This window comes from Acinetobacter sp. UBA6526 (assembly GCF_002434875.1).
Taxonomy (GTDB): domain Bacteria; phylum Pseudomonadota; class Gammaproteobacteria; order Pseudomonadales; family Moraxellaceae; genus Acinetobacter; species Acinetobacter venetianus.
In genome coordinates this window covers 1-3024 of the sequence record NZ_DJLC01000115.1, presented here as the reverse complement: position 1 = coordinate 3024, position 3024 = coordinate 1, and the positions used below count along the sequence as shown (strand labels likewise).

The following is a 3024-nucleotide window of genomic DNA, read 5'->3' as shown; positions in this document are numbered from 1 at the left end:
GCTTCAGCTTCAATTCCACCTACGCCCCAACCTAATACGCCAAGACCATTGATCATTGTGGTATGAGAATCTGTCCCCACCAAGGTATCTGGAAAGGCAAAGCTTTCACCATCATCATCCCCAAGCCATACTGCTTGAGCCAAATACTCTAAATTGACTTGGTGACAAATCCCCGTTCCCGGCGGTACGACACTAAAATTATTAAATGCAGATTGTCCCCAACGTAGGAATTGATAACGCTCGCCATTACGTTGCATTTCAATCTCGACATTTTCGGCAAATGCATTTTCATTGGCAAAGTGATCCACCATCACTGAATGGTCAATCACCAAGTCCACAGGCGATAATGGATTAATCAAATTAGGATCACCACCCGCTTGTGCCATTGCTGCACGCATTGCAGCAAGATCAACAACTGCTGGTACACCGGTAAAATCCTGCATCAGTACACGTGCGGGACGATATTGAATTTCTTGGTCTGAAGTACGCTGTTTCTGCCAATCAACCAGTGCTTGAATATGTTCTACTTTTACACTTTTTTGATCTTCAAAACGGAGTAAATTTTCTAGCAAAACCTTTAATGACTTAGGGAGTTGATCGATATTACCTAAGCTTTGAGCGGCTCGAGATAAACTGTAGATTTGATAAGACTTTGAGCCGACAGTAAGTGTTTTTAATGCATTGAAACTATTGATTTTGCTATATCTGGCCATAAGGTTGCCCTCCCAGTATTGGCGCGTTTGTTTATTATGAATGTCTTATTTAATGTAACCTTGTTTAGAAAAGCATGTGTTCCCTTTTAGTATCTTATTTTTATCGCGATTATTTTCTTATTATCTTAAAAATCTAATTTCAACGCGCTTAATGAATTTTGCCATAATTGTTCAGCCAACGCGTCAATCGGATGATCGAGTGTTTGCGCGAGTGCTTCCAATACATAGGGTAAATTAACTGGTGTATTGCGTGTTTTTTCTTCTGTTGAGGTTTGACAGCATAACGGCGTCATATCGGGACAATCGGTTTCAATGACCAAGTTTTCATGACCAATCGCTTGAACAACTTGATGTAATTTCTTGGCATTTGGATTGGTGATTTGTCCCGTCACGCCGATTTTAAACCCTAGTTTTACCAGTGCTTTGGCTTCTTCTACACCACCACTAAAGGCATGGGCAATGCCACCCAACTTAAATTTCTGAGCTTTTAAAATAGCAATCGTTTCAGCATGGGCTTTGCGAATATGCAATAAAACAGGTTTCTGATACTGAGTTGCTAACTCAAGTTGAGCATTAAAATAGTCTTGCTGTTTAGCAAATATATCAGACTGTTTATGTTGCTTTAAGAACGTGTCTAAGCCAATTTCACCCACAGCAACACAATCATACCGCTGCAAGACTTGCTCAAGTCGTTGCAAATGCTCAGTCTGATGTTGCTCGATATAAAATGGATGTAAACCTGGTGCAAGATAAGATTGAGGAACAGCATCCCAAGCTTGGAGCTGTTGATGTGTTTGGATCAAATCATCAAAACTAGACGCCAAGAAACCAATTAAAACCAATGACTCCACACCTGCACGTTTGGCTTGTACTGCCAACTGCTGCCGATCATGATCAAAATCGGCAACATCAAAATGGGTATGGGTATCAAAGAGTTTCATCATTGTTGCGTCTCATTCCACCCTTGTGATCGCTAAATCACACTTAAAAGCTTAAGTTGCTGTACTTGCAGCAGGTGTCGATGCGGCTGGCGCTTCAACCTGAGGTAAATATTCAGGTTTTAACACCCCTTTTAACTGATCAAAAGGAATCACTAGACGAGGTAAACCTACTACATAAGGGCCAATTTCATATTCGCCATACTGTAAAATAAGCCCCTGCTCGCCTAATAAGAAATTATCTGTCACTTGGAATGGCCAAGCTTCCTCATATTCTTTCGGATCATTGGCAAGTTTAGAATCAACAATCCAAACTTTAAATGCGTCATGTGCCAATTTATCCAAAGTCGCTTTCTGTTTTGGCAACAATAAATCGTTTAGCTGAATCTGTTTTTGATTCTTCAAATCAAAATTGTAATAGTGTTGAGCTGTTGCACCATGCGCACCACCTAAATAGCTACTGCTGTTAAGTACAACAGTCGCCAATGACCCTTTTGACTGTAAAATTTTTGGCTTGATCATTAAACTAATTTGATGACTGCTGCTCAGTGCTTTGAGTTCTTCATCAATTTTAATAAATGCATTGGCATACATCTGTGTTTGCGCATCAAGATTCGGCTTTTGCTCTGTACTTTGTACAGTCGATGATGCTTTATCCGCATCAACAACTTCTAACATATGACTGAGTTGATTTAAAACTTGCTGATCAATCAGTTGATCAATAAACGAGAAATTACTCTGTAAGCGTTCAACTGTAAAATCAGGACACGCATTACCACTGCACTCAGGTAAAGTGACTTGTACTTTTACGGTTTCACCACGCAAAGTCGGCTCAACTTGCTGTTGTTCAACAACTGGCTCTTGCTGTTTATCCTGTGTCTCTTTAGGATCAGATTTCGGTTGGCAGGCAGCGAGCAGAACTGCACACGCAAGAACGCTAAATTTATAAAATGTTTTCATCTGAAACCCATTACCGTTGTTTTTCCACAAGATTTTGAAATGCTATCGAACTCAACTCAAAATCACCATAAGCACATGCAATTTCTATACGTATCTAACGAATATTAAAACATTTGCTGATAAATTTCTGGTTGCAGCATCTGTTTAGTTTGTTCAGTTGTCAGGTAAATATCAAGCTGTGGCGCATCTTTGCTAATTTCATTGGCACGATAATGTAAACCAATCCCCTCACCATCAAAGAACCAATCTGCTTGCCCCCAATATAGCTTTTTCGGAACTTGTTTTTTCACCTCTAATGACTGTTTCTCCACCCATTTTTGATAATCCGCTTGAACAATATCATTCAATACCAACTGCTTATTTTTCTGAATCACATCCAACACACTAATACTCTTTTGCTGCTTACGATCCGC

At 39.8% G+C, this 3024-nt stretch carries 3 protein-coding genes and 1 pseudogene; all 4 read right to left on the bottom strand.

All coding sequences use genetic code 11. The features are described 5' to 3' along the window. The coding region (locus tag B4237_RS07770) for an aconitase family protein (protein WP_286942547.1) at positions 1–713 on the bottom strand (713 nt) is incomplete at its 3' end. 125 nt (positions 714–838) lie between these two features. Then, a complete protein-coding gene (locus B4237_RS07765) occupies positions 839–1654 on the bottom strand; it encodes a TatD family hydrolase (protein ID WP_031234835.1) in 816 nt (271 codons plus the stop codon). Positions 1655–1705: 51 nt separating this feature from the next. Beyond that, on the bottom strand, positions 1706–2611 hold the full coding sequence (locus tag B4237_RS07760) for an RsiV family protein (protein ID WP_278596299.1): 906 nt from the start codon (positions 2609–2611) through the stop codon (positions 1706–1708). A 104-nt stretch (positions 2612–2715) separates the two neighbouring features. Continuing rightward, positions 2716–3024, bottom strand: a pseudogene (locus B4237_RS07755) (hypothetical protein); the annotation flags it as partial.